We start from the raw sequence: 16,916 nt of genomic DNA, 5'->3' as shown, positions 1-16,916 counted from the left end.
AAATACAAATGCTATGAAAAAATGTGTTCTAATAGTTTCTGTTTTACTTTTAGTTGGTTGTTCTTCAACTCAATTAGTTGAAAGCTGGAAAAACCCAGAAATTGAGAGTTACGAATCTTATAAAGTTCTTGTTATAGGTTTGACCTCAGATGAAGAGGCTAGAGAAAAATTTGAAGAGAAACTAAAAAAAGAACTCATACTTAGAGGCTATGAAGCCGAAATGAGTATGGATATTTTTAACTCAAAAAAAATGTCTATTGCAGATTTAGATTCTCTTGAGAGCCAGCTTATTGAAGATGGTTTTGATACTATCCTACTAACTAAAGTTATTGGTGTTGAAGAAAAAATTTCTTATCGAGAAAGTTACAAAGATTACAATAATACCTATCGCAAATTCAAAGAGGAATATTTAATGCACCAGGATATCGTTTATAATCCTAATTATTACAATGAATATCAAGTTTATAATGCTGAAACCTCAATGTATTGCATTTGTCCAACTAAAGACAGAGAACTTATATGGAAAGGCTATATCAATATTACAGACCCTGAATCTCAATCCATAAAAAAAACTATAAATGATTATGTTAGGTTAGCCATTGTTGTTTTAGAAGAAGAACAAATAGTGAGACCAATACTAATAGAAAATGAGATTGACGATTAATTAGTAGTGGTTAATTTCATAAATCAAGCTGTTGAAGAACTTCTTGTTCTTAAAAAGACCTTTACGTTATTAACAGTGTTTTTTTTAGATTAATTATCTATCTTGATCAACCTTGATATACGCACGGATGATTATAACAGCCCAAATAACTACGCAGAAAGAAACGAAGCCAGAAAACCAAAATACAATTTCGTTAGCGTCCATTAGTGATCTGTTTTATAAAAATTACTAGACCTAAAATTGTTGGCGCCCAAAGGCCAATGAAGATTGCATGAAGCTTGTCTCCTCTAAGGAACAGATACTCAGCAACAACAATAATTAGAGCGCAAAGCAACAACATAAATGCATTTGACAGTCCTATTTTTCTTAAGAAATTCATTAATTGAGGATTAGTTTAAACTACTAAGTTAACAAAAAGTTAATAGAAAACAGCTTCAATTTGAGTTCACAAATAAAACTTTCAATACTACTGTTAGTTTCAAATTTCCATATCTAAAATTTCGGTATTACATTTGGCACAATAAATGTTTAATGAAACGTTATTAAACAAAACCTAGCTCATGAGATACGTACTACTTATTATTTCGCTTATTGTTTCAACAATTATAAGTGCTCAAAACTCATCTATTGGTACTAACGAACAACTTACATTTAGTGCTTCTTATTCCATGTCAGGTTTACTTACAGAGATCGCTCAAGTCACAATGGAAACTAGTGAAGTAAAAACATCTACATCTACTTTGTTACAATTAAAATGCACTGCAGCTACATATAGTAAATGGGATAGTTTTTTTAAGATTAGAGATTTATATGAAAGTTATGTAAGTCCGAAAAGTCTAACACCATATCTTTATAAAAGAGACATTAATGAAGGAGGTTATGAAAAATTCATGCAGTATAAATTCAAGCGTAAAATAAATACTGTAGAAAGTATAAAACGTAAAAAAAGGAAAGATGGTACGACATGGGAAGAGAAAAAGAAAATAAAAATTGGAAGCACTACCAAAGACTTAGTGAGTACAATCTATAATATTAGAAATCTAGATATTCACAAAGCTAGTATAGGCGATAGCCAAATATTTAAAGTTGTTTTTGATAATGAAGAGTTTTCAATTAATGTCAAATACCTAAAAAAAGAAACTATAAACACAAGCCTCGGACAAAAAGAATGCTATAAATTATCAATTTCAATTAATAATAGTAATGTCCTAAAAGGTACTAATGATAATCTCCTTTGGTTAACAGCTGATGCTAATAAGATTCCTGTATATGCAAAATTTAAAATTCCTGTTGGTAGTGGTGAACTTAAAATTAAGTCAGCTACAGGATTAAAAAACTAAATGATTATGAAAAAGTTAGTTATTATTTTAGGATTCATTTCTGCAATTTTGGCCATAGTTTTAGCAGTTACGCCTTTATTCAAAATTGCCTTCGTTCCAGGTATTGCTGCACTTCTTTTTGGAATTTTAGCGATATACCTTTCAAAACAAGATTCAAAAAAATCTATTCAGTTGATTTTTCTATTAACCATAATTGCATTATCACTTACAACTTATAAATCTGTTTTTGATACTGTTGAAGTTGGAAATACAGATGAATTACAAGAAAAGGAAACTGAATCTCAAGAAGATGCTATAAATGAGCTTGAAGGAATTGAACTAGACGAGTCTGACTTTGAATAATTTTATTTTAAAATTAAACAAGTTCAAAACTTCTATATTATCTTTTTTTTTATTTTATTTGACTGAAAATTAGAGCTATATCAATGCACCTAGTTTTTTTATAAATAGAAATACAATACATGAAAGTACTTATCGTGGCATCTGCCTTAACCCTTGTTGGATCCTGCGCGACTTTAAGTCATACTGAAAAGTTACAGAACATAAAAGATAGTATCGTTTTTACCGATGCTAATATTATTAATAACTACGCAAACACTATTACATCAGATGAACTCAAGACTCACGTCTATAAGTTTTCTGATGATGAGTTCCAAGGTCGTAGAGCTGGTGAACCTGGACATCACAAAGCTGCAAACTATTTGAAAAACTATTACATTGAAGAAAATATTGCATCGCCTTTAGGAACCGATAATTATTATCAAATTGTCCCTGAATCCTTTTTTAAGGATGGCATAAAAAGTTCTCCAAATGTAATCGCATATATTAAAGGTTCTGAATATCCTGAAGAAGTCTTAATTATTTCAGGACACTCAGACCATGAAGGCTATACCGAAAATGCCATATATAATGGAGCAGATGACAATGGATCTGGTACTGCAGCTATGCTCGAAATGGCTCAAGCGTTTAAAAAAGCTGAAAGTGAAGGTTTTGCTCCCAAGCGCAGTATCGTTTTTTTACATTTAACAGGTGAAGAAATTGACCTTACAGGCTCAAGATATTATACAAAACATCCAATTTTTCCGTTACATAATACCATCGCAAATCTAAACATAGATATGATTGGTCGTGTAGATGATTCACATGAAGACAATCCAAATTACATTTATCTCATTGGATCAGATCGCTTAAGTACCGAATTGCATTATATTTCTGAATCTGCTAATGAAAACTTCACGAAACTTGAATTAGATTATCGATTAGATAGCGATAGTGATCCTAACCAATATTACAGCAGATCAGACCATTACAACTTTGCTCAAAATGGCATTCCTGTCATTTTTTATTTTAATGGCACGCATGACGATTACCACGAAATTACAGATACTGCAGAAAAAATAAACTATCCGTTATTACAAAAACGAACCAAACTCATATTTACTACAGCTTGGTATATTGCTAATAATGAAAACCGTATTGAAGTCGATCAAGATTCAAAATAGTAGTTAAATTTTGTTAAAGATAATTCCATTGAAAATCTAATGCTTTAGATTTTCGTAATATCGCATTTCAAAACACTAAAACAATTATGAAAAAGATTTTTTTACTAGGCATTCTAGGCCTTTTGACCTTGACTTGCGCAAAAGAACCAGCTGACCCAACAGTTTATGGTAACTCAATAACTTCAGACGAATTAAGCGTATTACTCCACCAATTCGCTTCAGATGAATTTGAAGGTCGAGAAACTGGTGAACCTGGTCATGACTTGGCAACAAACTATCTAAAGGAAAAATATTTAAGTATGGAAGTTGCATCTCCCTATGAAACTAACAACTATTTTCAAGTAGTCCCTTTAGAGTATCAAAAATTACCAGAAGTAAGTTTAGCTATCAATGGAAAGAAAGCAACTATGCTTGATGGCTTTATTCCTTCTAGAAATGTCAATATACCTTCATTAACCGTCAATCAAATTGTTTATGCTGGATATGGTATTGATGATCCTATTTATTCAGATTATAAAAACCTAGACCTTACAGATAAAATTGTAATTATCAAAACTGGAGAACCTATTAATGCAGATAGCACCTTTGTGACAACAGGTTCAACCGAAAAATCCAGATGGAATTCAGGAAGTAAAGCTAGAGGCTTAAAAATTGAAGCTGCTAAAAAACTTGGAGCTAGAGCAGTCTTTATTATGGATGATTCTGCTCATAATTACTATGCAAATCGCTACCAAACAAATAAAGAAAGTAGTATCTCAAAAGCAAGTAGTGATGATGACACCTTTAGTTTTATCATTACTCAAGCATTAGCTAAGCAATTAGTTAATGATATTGATACTAATCATACACCTCAACTAGTTGATGTGAAAATTGAGCTATCTATTAAAAAGAAAGCTCAGCCCTTCAATTCAAATAATGTAGTTGCTTTTATCAAAGGAGAAGAAAAACCTGATGAAATTGTAGTAATTTCTTCACACTTAGATCATTTAGGTATTGAAGATGGCGAAGTTACTAATGGAGCTGATGATGATGGCTCAGGAACAGTGGCAATGTTAGAAATTGCTCAGGCATTTAAAGCAGCGATTAATGATGGATATCGACCAAAACGTTCTATTTTATTCTTGCATTTAACTGCAGAAGAAAAAGGGCTTGAAGGTTCAGAATATTATACCGACATCAACCCTATTTTTCCTTTAGAAAATACCGTAGCCAACCTAAATATTGACATGATTGGACGAGTAGATAAATACCATGAAGATGATAGAAATTATGTTTATGTTATTGGCGCAGATATGTTGAGCAGTGAACTATACAATATTAATGAAGCTGCAAACAATAGGTATACCAACATTAATTTAGATTATAGATATAGTAACGACACAGATCCAAATCAATACTATTACAGATCTGATCATTATAACTTTGCAAAACATAATATTCCTGTGGCATTTTATTTTAATGGTCAGCACGATGATTATCATAAAGTAACAGATACGCCAGATAAAATTGAATACGATCTATTAGAAAAAAGAACTCGACTTATTTTTTATACCGCTTGGGAACTCGTAAATAGAGCACAAAGAATTAAAGTAGATAAAGTCGTAAAGACAAAATAGAATCTGTTTATAGCAATAAAAACTAAAGATAAATATCACAAAAAAAGCTTCTCATTTCTGAGAAGCTTTGTGATTCTGGGTGGAAGACCGGGTTCGAACCGGCGACTTTCGGTACCACAAACCGACGCTCTAACCAGCTGAGCTACAACCACCATATTATTTTATTATAAGTTTTAGAAAAACTTTATAAAAGGAATGCTCTAACCAAATGAAAGAACCACCATGTTTTTTTATTTAAACTCCAAAAAGCTTTCCAAAAGGAATGCTCTAATCAGCTGAAATAGAGCCACCATTTAAATTGGACTGCAAAGGTAAATGATTTCGCAATTACAACAAAGCCTTTTTTTTAAAATTATTACTTCAAATCAAACAAACTATCAACTGCCACATATCGCTCCACAGTATACCCTTCTGCAAACTCTACTCCTATTAAGCGACCTAAGTCTTTAGCTCTATAATTTATACTGTCTGTGAAATTTTTGCTCGAAATTGGCGTTTGAGGCTCTTTACTATTAGGGTCATAAAACTGAGTTTTATAAGCTAACACAGACATCATTTTAGTTTCTATGAATCCAGTGACATCAACTGTTATTTCTGGTTTAATATTTTTCCATTGTATGTAATGATAAACCTGTTTTGGTCGCCATTCTTTTTGTTGATGCCCATTAAGAGCCGTTTCAATTTTAAGCAATCCGCTTAAAAAACAAGCGTCACTAACTAATTTACTTCCTTTTCCATGGTCTATATGTCTATCATCAATAGCATTACATAACACAATTTCTGGCTGATATTTCCGAATCATTTTTATAACTTCCAATTGATGGGCTTTATCATTTATAAAAAACCCATCTGCAAAAGCTAAGTTTTCTCTTACTTCTACGCCTAAAATTTTAGCAGCAGCATTGGCTTCTTGATCTCTAGTTTCTGCAGTTCCTCTCGTTCCTAATTCACCTCGAGTTAAATCAATGATACCAACTTTTTTACCGTTAGCCACTTCTTTAGCGATGGTTGCTCCACAACCTAATTCTACATCATCTGGATGAGCTCCAAAAGCAAGTATATCTAATTTCATCTTCAAAATCTTTAAAATCTATAATAACATTTGACACCTTTTATAATGTGCAACACTTAAAAGCTGTCATAACCGATTATAGATAATTCAAAATAAATTCACAAAACAAAGCTACTATTTATAAGTTAATACTTCTCACTCGTTTTCGTAAATATTTTACGCAATAATTTTAAGAATAAACGATCAATATCGCAAAAGCGTTGTTCATAGGTATTCAATGACATATATCATATAAAATGGAACCTAATACCAATAACTTTATCTTCCAAAATAGCATCACATATAATGAATCTCATGCTTATCATTTTAGTAATCACAATCGCTCTTTTTGTTTGGGGAAAATTCACTCCAGACATTATAGCATTATTATCTATGATTAGTTTATTCATTTTTGGAATATTAGATCTTCATGAAACACTTAGTGGATTTAGCAATCCTACAGTCATTATGATTGCAGCTTTATTTATTATTGGCGAAGGGCTTTCTCAAACAGGTTGGACAGCTATAGCTGGAGAAAAATTCATAAAACTCGCGGGAAAAAGCACAACACGTTTACTTTTAATCACAACGCTTGGATCAGGATTATTATCTGGAGTTGTAAGTAATACTGGAACAGTCGCAACTCTTATGCCAGTTACTATTGCTTCAGCATGGAGTATTGGCACAATGCCTTCTAAATTATTAATGCCTGTTGCCTTTGGTTCTAATACGGGTGGTCTTCTCACCTTAACTGGTACTCCTCCTAACATTATTGTTAATAATACCATGATTGAAAGTGGTTTAGAAGGATTCTCCTTTTTTGAGTTTGCACTAATTGGATTGCCTTTATTATTAATCACATTACTCTACTTCAGATTTATTGGATACCGCTTATTGCCTAACAATAAAACCAATAACAAACCTGTTGATATCAGTACAACACTTCACAAATGGATTGAAGCCTATAAAGTTGATGATGATTATTATCGACTTAGAGTAAGATCTGTTTCTCCGCTTTTGAACACAAAACTTGGCGATTGGAACTTTGAATCAGAACACCATGTCTCTATTTTAAGAATAAAACGCAGACATCCAAATCTTTTGAAAGGAAATGATCCTTTTATTGAGTTTCCAACGAATTCAACAGAATTCATGTATCATGATATCATTACAGTAAAAGGTGATACTGATGCTATAAATAAGTTAATGATTACATTCAGATTAGGTTTATTACCATTAGAACCAATTGCAGACGAACTTAGAAACAATTTAATAAATCAAGAGGTTGGTATGTCTGAAGTTATCGTAACACCAAAATCTGTTTTAGTTGGTAGAAAAATACGACTAGGTAATTTCTTTAAGCGATTTGGTGTGCAACTAATGGCAGCTTCCCGAAACAACATCCCAATTACAGAACGTGAAATAAGAATAAAAGCTGGTGATGCCTTTTTAATTAGAGGTACTTGGAGTGACATTGAACAATTAAAGGAGCATCATGAAAACTTGGTACTTTGTGGTAGTCCTGAAGGAATGGCTAAAACAGTAACAAACATTACTACTAAGTCATACATCGCTTTATTTGCTCTAGTTTTAATGATTGTATTATTAGTATTCAAACTTGTACCAGGAGCAATTGCAGCACTTATTTCTGCAGGTATTGTTCTTCTCTTTGGCTGTGTACCTATTTCAAAAGCTTATAAAGGGATAAGTTGGATTAGTGTCATTATGATTGCAGCCATGATTCCAATGGGATTAGCCCTACAAAAAACAGGAACTGCAGATTTAATCGCTAATGGTTTAGTTGACTCACTCGGGAGTTTACACCCTATTATATTATTAGGTGGTGTTTTTCTACTCACAACAACCTTTAGTCAAGTTATTAATAATTCTGCCACTGCCGTGCTAATGGCTCCAATAGTAATTATTTCGGCGAGCACACTTAATATGTCTGCAGCACCTTTTATGATCGCTGTTGCACTAAGTGCATCTACTGCATTTTTAACACCTGTAGGCACAACAACCAACGCCATGGTCATGACTGCTGGAGGCTATAAATTTTCGGATTATTTTAAAGTTGGGTTTCCGTTATTAATACTATTCCTGGCAACCACACTCATACTAGTGCCTTTAATTTGGCCATTTTATAAAATTTAAATTATTTATCTATAGAAACACTTTTAAAACTAACAATTATGAAAACAAGAGATCTAACCAAATACGGCTTAAAAAACACAGTTGCACACTGGAATCTTTCTCCAGAAGAACTACAGCAAATTACCATTGAAAAAGGTATGGGAAAAGAAACTAAAAATGGAACACTTGCAATTAATACAGGAAAATTTACAGGACGTTCTCCTCAAGATCGTTTTCTAGTCAAGGACAAGTATACTGCAGAAAAAGTATGGTGGGGAAAAACAAACAAACCAATTTCACCTGAGAACTTTGATGCCTTACAAGCAGGAATTGAAACCTATTTAAGTGGAAAAGAAATCTACGTTAGAGATGGTTACGTCTGTGCTGATCCAGAATATAAGATGAATGTTAGAACCATAACAGAATACCCTTGGTCAAACATGTTTATTTATAATATGTTTTTGAGACCTGAAAATTCTGAACTTGAAAATTTTGAAGAAGAATGGTTAGTACTTTGTGCACCAGGATATGAATGCCCAGAACCTGCAAAGCATGGATTAAGACAAGGCAATTTTTCTGTTTTAAATTTCACAAAGAAAATTGCTTTAGTAGGTGGTTCTGCTTATACTGGTGAAATGAAAAAAGGTATATTTTCAGCTTTAAACTTCATCTTACCAGTTGAAAAAAATGTGTTGCCAATGCATTGTTCTGCTAATGTAGGTGAAGATGGAGATACTGCAATATTCTTCGGATTATCAGGAACAGGTAAAACAACCCTTTCTGCAGATCCAGATCGTAAACTTATTGGTGATGATGAACATGGCTGGACTGCTAATAATACTATTTTCAATTTTGAAGGTGGCTGCTATGCAAAAGTGATAGATTTAACTGAAGAAAAAGAACCAGACATTTTCAGGGCTATTAAACCTGGTGCAATCTTAGAAAATGTAATCTTTAAAGATGATGGTGATATTGATTATATGGACAGCAGTATTACGCAAAATACACGTGTAAGCTATCCTATATATCATATTGACAATATTCAAGAACCTTCATTTGCTGGAAACCCGACTAACATCTTCTTCTTAACCTGTGATGCGTTTGGAGTATTGCCTCCTGTTTCAAAATTAACACCAGGTCAAGCAGCCTACCATTTTATTTCTGGTTATACGGCTAAAGTTGCTGGTACAGAAGCTGGAATTACTGAGCCTGTACCTTCATTCTCTGCATGTTTTGGAGAACCTTTTATGCCATTACACCCAACCGTATATGCTGAAATGCTAAGTAAAAAAATGCAAGATGCTGGTGTAAATGTTTGGCTTATAAACACTGGATGGAGCGGTGGCCCTTATGGTGTTGGCTCTCGAATAAAATTGAAATACACTAGAGCAATGATCACCTCTATTTTAGAAGGAAAACTTGAAAATGCCGACTTTGAGCAGCATCCAATTTTTGGTTTATTTATGCCGAAAGAATGTGATGGTGTACCAACAGATTTATTAGACCCAATAAATACTTGGTTACAAAAAGGTGCTTATGTAAGTAAAGCTATTCAGTTAGCACATTCTTTCCATTTAAATTTTGAAAAGTTTGTGAATCAAGCATCAACACAAATTATAGAAGGTGGACCGTTAATTGATGAGCATCATCATTTAAATGATCACGTATAAATTATCTTAAGTAAAAGAGGTTGGTGTTTAAAAAAAATTCACCAACCTCTTTTTATTTCCATTCTTTTTGTTGAGCTTCAGATAAAAAAGTCCAAGCTACTACTCTACTTATCTTGTTACCTAAAGCGATTTGCAGAATTTTAAAATCAGTAGCACCTAGCTTTTTTAAAGATGTTTCCATACTTAAAACATGTTGTGTTTTAGACACCAAACAGCTGAACCAAAAACAATTTGTTTTTAAAAGTGAACTTTGATACAAGTAATTATGCACAAATGCCTTCTCTCCTCCAGGATACCATAATTCTTTTGCAGTACCACTAAAATTGCGAACAACTTTATTGGTTTGCTTACCTAAGCCCTTTTGTTTGAGCAATGTTTTTTCATTGGCTTCTTCTTCGTTTTTATAGAATGGCGGATTACAGATGGTTGCCGTTACTTTTTCAGAAGGATGTAAAACATTCGTAAATATCGATTGTGGATTATCTTGAAATCGTAATTTAATATGATTACTTAATTTGTTTTTTTCAACAATTAACTTGGCATTGTCAAGTGCATTTTTATCGATCTCTGAGCCAATAAAATTCCAATTGTATTCAGCATGACCAAGAAGTGGATAAATACAAGTTGCTCCTGTTCCGATATCTAATACAGTAATATTTTCATTGACACCTGAACGTTTTAGCAGTGCATTTAATAAATGAATATACTCCACTCGACCTGGAATTGGTGGACATAAATTTTCATCAGGAAAGTCCCAATAATCAATTCCATAATATTGCTTTAATAATGCTGTATTTAAAGCTTTGACTGCTTTGGGTTTTCCGAAATCAATCGTTACATTTCCGAAGGTATTAGTAAAAACGAATTCTTCTAATTTTGGAGAACTCTTAACTAAGATATCAAAATCATAACCTTTAGAATGTTTGTTGTTTTTATGCAAAAGATGTGGTTTTAGTTTTACTAAGTGCTTGAGCAATATCGCTCTTTAAATCTTTAAAGCTTTCAATACCAACTGAAAATCGAATTAACTGATTGCTAATTCCGACTGCATCACGTTGGTCTTGAGTAAGAAGAGCGTGTGAAGTTTCAGAAGGCAATAACATTGTACTTTCAATACCTGCTAAACTCATAGATGATTTTATTAAATGAAGTTGTTTTTGAAATGTCATAGCATCAATACCCTCAACTAATTCAAACGACATCATGCCGCCAAAATCGTGCATTTGTGATTTGGCTAATTTATAATCTGGATGACTTTTCAAACCTGGATAATTTACTTTAGCAATAGCACTGTGATTTTCTAAAAACTCAGCTAATTTCTTAGCATTTTTGGTTTGAGCTCGTACGCGCAATGCCAGAGTTTTCATACTGCGTTCTAACATCCAAACAGTAAAATCACTAAGACTTCCACCTAAACTTATACTAACATTCCAAATTCGTTTAATATGGTCTTTTGAACCAGCAACTGCACCTGCTAGAATATCACTGTGACCACCAAGATATTTTGTTGCTGAATGCATAACGAGATCAATTCCGAAGTCAATTGGATTTTGATTTATCGGACTTGCAAAAGTGTTATCTATAGACGATATAATTCCTTTAGTTTTTGCCAAATTAGCAACAGCCTTTATATCTGTAATTGTCAATAAAGGATTTGAAGGTGTTTCTATATGAATCAGTTTTGTATTGGCTTGAATTGCTGCTTCAAAATCTGAAACATGACACCCATCAGTAAATGTATACTCAATTCCGTATTTAGGAAACTGTTCTCTAATAAAGTTACTTGTACCGCCATACAAGGTGTTTTGAACAACTAAATGATCACCTTTTTGCAGAAACGCTAAAAACATATGGCTAATTGCTGCCATTCCACTTGCAAAAATAAGAGCGTCTTCAGCATGCTCTAAAGCTGCTATTTTTTTTGCTAGATGTTCTTGATTAGGTGTATTGAAATAACGAGGATAACGCTTAATATCTACATTATCAAATTCATAAGACGTCGATAAATATATGGGCGAAATCGCACCTTTAAACTGTTCATCCTTAATTTCTCCAACATGAGTACAAATGGTATTTGTACCTAATTTTTTCTTTGACATAGTAGTATTAATTATAGATACTAAAATTACAAAAAAAGTATGTGAATTTGGTTACAACTATTTGAGGTCTATATTGTATTAAAAAAATTAATGTTTTATTACAACTTTAGAATTAAACGTTGAATTGTTTGTTTGAACTTTAATAATATATGTCCCTTCTGAAAGTTGTTTTACTGGAATTCTAATGGAAGAGTCAACAATATAATTCGCAGGTCTATTCCAAATTTGAATTTCTTGTCCTAAAATATTAATTAAGCTAATTTTCTTTACTTCGGATACATTATTCGTTTTTACATAAATCTCATGAGAAGCATTTAAATAATTAATAATGGTCTGACTTTGAATCTCTTCACTAGTAGATAAAGTATCTTCAGATGAAAATGTGACAAAAAAGCGGTTAAAATAATCTCCTATTGCCAAGTTTACTTCAAAATCACTAGTCCTTAAGTTATGATATACGCCTAATTCCTGATCGAAAATAAAAATAGTTTTATCATCAGAAATATTTTCTAATTCATCTATTTTAATGGTACAAATTCCTTCTTGATTAACAATTAATCCTAATGGAAGTATTTGTTCTGAATCAAAATTATCAATAGCCTGAATAACATATTTCGTATCGTTAAAATTCCAAAACATATCTTCATCATTAATATCAATAATTGGTGCATCAAACCCTAAATCAAAACCTAAAGAAGTCCCTAATTCAACTCCAACCAGAAGTTGTCTATGATAACCAGAAGGTGAATCAAACATTAATCTCAATTTTTCTCGTTGATCCTCATCAGAATTATCTACAGTATTAGCATTTCTAAACATTACTGATTGACCAGAACCTTCTGTTTTGAATATACGTTGACTATTCTTGAACGTTACATTACCACCTGTAACAGAAGCAGTAGTTCCAGAAATAGAGGGATCTAAAGCTGTTGAAACAAAGAAGCCTTGATTTAAAGCAATATACCTACTTGGTTCTTTAGTGCCTATAGCATTATTGTTATTGATTCTTATATCATTTGAAATAGCTTTTACACCTCCCATTCTAGTATATGTGGCATAACCTCCAACATATTCTTCAAGAAGATGTGTACCTCCAGAAAAATGATCCCAGAAATACAATGCGCCATTAATTATATTTGTGGGAGCTCTTCCTCCATTTTCATTGGTATTATCTAAAATAAACTCATAAGCATCTATTGAAGACGCATAAGGATTTCCAATTAATCTATTATTTCCTGAACCTACATTAAGACTAATATCACCATTATTTGGTTTTCCTCTAAAGACATAGTTTTGAGGAGTAGCAATAGCTTCTGTTCCTGAAACTCCTTTCATTGTATATCCTTCTCCGGGCACCAACGATGAATTTGCATTTATAGATGACCAAGCATAATAATCATTATTTGTCCCGTTAAATGTGAACATCCAATACGAACTAACTGTAATAGGAGAAGTAATAGGTCCATCAGCAGCAGTAAAAGGTGTTTGGAAATTGATGGCACTTGCTGCATTTACATTTGTTCCATCAAAGAGTATTTCGTTTACTGAATAATTTGCATTAGTACTTGGTATTCCTGATCCTCTTTGGCCTATTCCCGATGAAGTAGTTGGGTTTACTGAAGATGACCAATAATTATAATGAAAACTACTTGCAGTACCTTGTTGATCTCTTTCCAAAAAGCCACCACTATCTTGATCTAAAATACTTCCTTCATCTTGAATTAATTGTGATTCACCAACTAAATTGATACTACCATCTAATTCTAAATAGTGCGTCACCCTTAAGGCTTGTCCGTCATTGGTTTCATCCTGAGTTGTAGATGGATCTGAAATTTTTAGTTCCTTATTTGCAGTATCTGAAATTAAACCTAATACCGTAATATCTTTATTACCCGATTCTATATGGTGTGATGTTTGAACAATATTCCAATCAATTGGAGTAATACCATCAATACCTATACTATTTGGAGCATCCCAAACATTAAAATTCGTCCATGTATTATCTGTATTCCATTCTTGACCATTCACTCTTGATGTATATGGTAAAGGCGCAGAATCAGGTTGAATAGAATTCATGTTTCTTAATTGACCTCTAATGTTTCCGGCATTTGCTGAAAGGTAACCACAGTTGACATCCATTTGATAATAACCATCCAAATTAGCCCAAGTCAAACCAGCTATATCAAGCGGAACAATTTCACCTCTTACTGCTGTGTTATTATAAATTTCTTGATTCATCATTTGACGAATTTGAGCAGTAGACAAAGCTTTGTTCCAAATTCGAAGTTCATCTACCCAACCATCATAATAATTAACTGGTCTTGACGATGCATTTCCTATTTGATCCATACCACCAATTAAACTTTTCATTGTGTTTACTGAAGGTGCACTTCCTCCAATTGGATTACTCACCTCTATTCCATCAACATATAATCTATAAGTTCCGCTAGAATTTACGACCGCAATATGAAACCATCTGTCGGTTGTTAAAGGGTAAGACGATTGAATCACTCCAGATGCGTTCCATGTAAATTGTATAATATTACCAACTAACCTCAAATCATAACCTGTGGACAAATCGTTGGCATTTCTTTTAGAAAAAATAGTTTGAGTTCCTGAAATTGATTCTGGTTTTATCCATGCTTCAATACTAAATTGATTAGAAAGATTATAGTTGTTTTCAAAAGTGATATAATCATTATTTCCATCAAAATCTATTGTTGGGCAACTTTCAATAGTTACTTCAATGGTATCTGAACAACCAACAGAAGGGATTGACCATGTTAATTCATAAGTACCTGGCTCGGCAGAAAATTTAGTTCTCGGACTAGAAATATCTGAAAACACATAATTACTTCCACATCCAGATATCGAAGTTGCAGACCATACTCCAGCCTCTTGCGTTCCTGGATATGTTCCTGTTGTAAATACTGCCGGATTAGAAACACCGTTGCTAATATTTTGTGCAGCGGTCAAATCATTATCATAGGCATTTAAACTTACCTCTTCACCACATTCGCCTATAAGTTGTGTTATGTTTTCTCCTGCATAAGCCAAACTTGCATCTACAGAAATAAATTCAGTTCCTTCATCACCATCTGCTCGACATCCATTTATTAAAGAAGTCACTCCGTATGTTTGAATTCCTGGAGTTACAGGACTAATTGTTGTAATTGAACCGGTTGTTACAACAGTTCCGGTACCATCTTCCCATTCAATGACCTCATCAACAGGAGCTTGAGGAATTGTAATATTTTCAAGTGCCCAAACACTATTTGATGTACCAGAATAGGTAAATTTAATTCTCAAATTTGTTAATCCTATGTAATTTTGCAAATCAACAATTACATGATTATCTACTAGTGTGCCTTGAGAATTTCTACATTGACCACCAAACCCTAAGGATTGTCCATTAACAAAACCTGTATCACTAGGTCCTGTATAATCATAAGCTGCGCCTGGATCTAACGTAATTGGATACGTTGCACCTCCATCAAGAGATAACTCAATTAAAAGCCAAGCTCCAGCTTCTAAAAAATAGGCCTGGTCAAACTCTAATAATGCTGATGCTAAGCCTAAAGTATTAAATGTTGAAGTTTCAAGTGTAGACAAAGGTGTAATGGTATGGTCTGGATTATCATAAGGTGGAATACCACTTACAACAGCAAATTTATTCCCATCTGGAGAATCAAAACATCTACCATTGAATTTTTTAGGACCATTGGTTAATTTCCAATAGGTATTGCTTGTATTATTACCTCCTGCTGACATTTCAGCAGCACCATCAACCGTCCAACCTAAATTGTTAAGATTAGCCTCATTGAACATGCCACCATTATTAAAATCAGGATTAACGCCAAACGAACTTTCTGCTTCTACTGTAATGTCTTCTCCTAAACATGTTGTAAATGTATTAGGACCAATAATTGTTGGCGGCACATCTGGTGGAATAACTACAACATAAGCAATTGAAGAGTTTGCTTGACATGATCCAATTTGAATTACTGCTCGTACTAAAGTGGTTTCAAGAATGTTAGGATAATAGTACGTTGTACTAGTATTTGCAACGGTTGTCCATGTTAATCCTCCATTTAGTGAATATTCCCAATACGCTACATTTCCAGTGTGACCATATAAATTAATTGTTGCATTCTGTGGTTCATCTGGACAAGCTGTAACCTCAACCAAATTATCTTCATCTGCAATGGTTTGATTGTTATTTAAATATCCTAAAACTGTTCCACCTGTAATATTCGGGCTTGTAACTGTAACATTAGATGTACAAATTGCACTGTTTCCATTACCATCATCAACAGTTAAAACTATAATATTTGAACCAATATTAGTACAATCGAAAGTACTTTGAGATAACGTGAAATTTACCGATCCACAATTATCCGTTGAACCATTATCAATTTGAGCACCTGTAATTGTAGCTGTTCCAGTTGTATCATCCAACTGAATTGTAATATCTTGACATAAAGGTGTAGGATCTATGGTATCATTAATAACCACATTTTGTACAACATTAATTGAGTTTCCATTACCATCATCAAAATTCCATGTAATTGCAAAAGAACCTTGAGTAGTATACACTAAAACATCAGAGGTAGTTCCTGTGATCGTTCCTGAACATATATCTGTTATTGTTGGAGTTGGGACAGTAGCAGAACATTGACCTGTTATAATTGGTAAAGTAGGAATTGTTGGATTCGTAGTATCCTGAACATCTACAATTGCTGTACACGTTGAAACATTTCCGTTATTGTCTGTTACTGTTAAGGTTACTGTGTTGTTTCCGATGTCGTTACAATCGAAACTCGTCTGATCTAAAGATAAGG

12 protein-coding genes and 1 tRNA gene are annotated in these 16,916 nt (G+C 33.1%); 7 read left to right on the top strand and 6 right to left on the bottom strand.

Going from position 1 to position 16,916, the window contains the following annotated elements:
• The first annotated feature begins 13 nt into the window (after positions 1 to 13).
• Positions 14 to 664 (top strand): hypothetical protein, encoded by a 651-nt coding sequence (locus VOI25_RS13105; protein ID WP_323789531.1) that lies wholly within the window; start codon positions 14 to 16, stop codon positions 662 to 664.
• A 193-nt stretch (positions 665 to 857) separates the two neighbouring features.
• Here the strand turns inward: VOI25_RS13105 and VOI25_RS13100 are convergent, their stop codons facing one another.
• Positions 858 to 1,043, bottom strand: coding sequence for a hypothetical protein (locus VOI25_RS13100; protein ID WP_323789530.1), 186 nt, complete (start codon positions 1,041 to 1,043; stop codon positions 858 to 860).
• A 181-nt stretch (positions 1,044 to 1,224) separates the two neighbouring features.
• Here VOI25_RS13100 and VOI25_RS13095 point away from each other — a divergent pair, with 181 nt between their 5' ends.
• The 4 genes from VOI25_RS13095 (at position 1,225) to VOI25_RS13080 (ending at position 5,122) form a co-directional block, all read left to right on the top strand.
• Entirely contained in the window at positions 1,225 to 2,004 is a 780-nt protein-coding gene (locus tag VOI25_RS13095) for a DUF3108 domain-containing protein (RefSeq protein WP_323789529.1), read from the top strand.
• A gap of 6 nt (positions 2,005 to 2,010) precedes the next feature.
• Positions 2,011 to 2,346 (top strand): FUSC family protein, encoded by a 336-nt coding sequence (locus tag VOI25_RS13090; RefSeq protein WP_323789528.1) that lies wholly within the window; start codon positions 2,011 to 2,013, stop codon positions 2,344 to 2,346.
• A gap of 119 nt (positions 2,347 to 2,465) precedes the next feature.
• A complete protein-coding gene (locus tag VOI25_RS13085; RefSeq protein WP_323789527.1) occupies positions 2,466 to 3,506 on the top strand; it encodes a M28 family peptidase in 1,041 nt (346 codons plus the stop codon).
• Positions 3,507 to 3,592: 86 nt separating this feature from the next.
• Positions 3,593 to 5,122, top strand: coding sequence for a M28 family peptidase (locus VOI25_RS13080; protein WP_323789526.1), 1,530 nt, complete (start codon positions 3,593 to 3,595; stop codon positions 5,120 to 5,122).
• A gap of 77 nt (positions 5,123 to 5,199) precedes the next feature.
• Here the strand turns inward: VOI25_RS13080 and VOI25_RS13075 are convergent.
• Positions 5,200 to 5,275 (bottom strand) — tRNA-His (locus VOI25_RS13075).
• Positions 5,276 to 5,477: 202 nt separating this feature from the next.
• Positions 5,478 to 6,194 carry a bacillithiol biosynthesis deacetylase BshB1 gene (gene bshB1 / locus VOI25_RS13070; RefSeq protein WP_323789525.1) on the bottom strand — a complete coding sequence of 239 codons (717 nt, stop codon included), beginning with the start codon at positions 6,192 to 6,194 and terminating at the stop codon, positions 5,478 to 5,480.
• A gap of 294 nt (positions 6,195 to 6,488) precedes the next feature.
• Here bshB1 and VOI25_RS13065 point away from each other — a divergent pair, with 294 nt between their 5' ends.
• Both VOI25_RS13065 and pckA read left to right on the top strand, forming a co-directional pair.
• Positions 6,489 to 8,327 carry an SLC13 family permease gene (locus VOI25_RS13065; protein WP_323789524.1) on the top strand — a complete coding sequence of 613 codons (1,839 nt, stop codon included), beginning with the start codon at positions 6,489 to 6,491 and terminating at the stop codon, positions 8,325 to 8,327.
• A 38-nt stretch (positions 8,328 to 8,365) separates the two neighbouring features.
• Positions 8,366 to 9,976, top strand: a complete 1,611-nt coding sequence (gene pckA, locus VOI25_RS13060) for a phosphoenolpyruvate carboxykinase (ATP) (RefSeq protein WP_323789523.1) — start codon at positions 8,366 to 8,368, stop codon at positions 9,974 to 9,976.
• A gap of 52 nt (positions 9,977 to 10,028) precedes the next feature.
• Here pckA and rlmF read toward each other — a convergent pair whose 3' ends face one another.
• The 3 genes from rlmF to VOI25_RS13045 all read right to left on the bottom strand — a co-directional run.
• Complete coding sequence (rlmF, locus tag VOI25_RS13055) at positions 10,029 to 10,916, bottom strand: 23S rRNA (adenine(1618)-N(6))-methyltransferase RlmF (protein WP_323789522.1); 888 nt, start codon at positions 10,914 to 10,916, stop codon at positions 10,029 to 10,031.
• Positions 10,909 to 12,075 (bottom strand): aminotransferase class I/II-fold pyridoxal phosphate-dependent enzyme, encoded by a 1,167-nt coding sequence (locus VOI25_RS13050; RefSeq protein ID WP_323789521.1) that lies wholly within the window; start codon positions 12,073 to 12,075, stop codon positions 10,909 to 10,911. Before VOI25_RS13050 ends, rlmF begins: the two co-directional genes overlap by 8 nt.
• 87 nt (positions 12,076 to 12,162) lie before the next feature.
• On the bottom strand, positions 12,163 to 16,916 hold a 4,754-nt coding region (locus VOI25_RS13045), incomplete at its 5' end, for a LamG-like jellyroll fold domain-containing protein (protein WP_323789520.1).

The organism is Psychroserpens sp. (genome assembly GCF_034670085.1).
In the GTDB taxonomy this organism is placed as follows: domain Bacteria; phylum Bacteroidota; class Bacteroidia; order Flavobacteriales; family Flavobacteriaceae; genus Psychroserpens.
This window is presented reverse-complemented; position numbering and strand designations above follow the sequence as displayed.